General features: G+C 64.2%; 1 protein-coding gene. It reads left to right on the top strand.

Annotated features, from left to right (window positions below):
• Positions 1-548 (top strand): bifunctional UDP-4-keto-pentose/UDP-xylose synthase (locus tag ACW4E8_RS41095; protein ID WP_456809707.1); only part of this gene is annotated, 548 nt, incomplete at both ends.

Genomic DNA, 548 nt, shown 5'->3' on the forward strand with positions numbered 1-548 from the left:
ATCGGCCACCACCTGACGCGCCGCATCCTGGAAACCACGCCGTGGGAGGTCTACGGCATGGACATGTCGTCGGACCGCCTCGGCGACCTCGTCGACCACCCGCGCATGCACTTCTTCGAGGGTGACATCACCATCAACAAGGAGTGGATCGAGTACAACATCCGCAAGTGCGACGTGGTGCTGCCGCTGGTGGCCATCGCCACCCCGGCCACCTACGTGCGCCAGCCGCTGCGCGTGTTCGAGCTGGACTTCGAGGCCAACCTGCCGATCGTGCGCGCCGCGGTCAAGTACGGCAAGCACCTGGTGTTCCCGTCGACCTCCGAGGTCTACGGCATGTGCAGCGACGAAGAGTTCGACCCCGAGGCCTCGCCGCTGGTCTACGGCCCGATCAACAAGCCGCGCTGGATCTATGCCTGCTCCAAGCAGCTGATGGACCGCGTGATCCACGCCTACGGCATGGAGCAAGGCCTGAACTACACCCTGTTCCGTCCGTTCAACTGGATCGGCGCCGGGCTGGACTCGATCTTCGAATCGAAGGAAGGCTCGTC

The organism is Cupriavidus sp. CP313 (assembly GCF_054072015.1).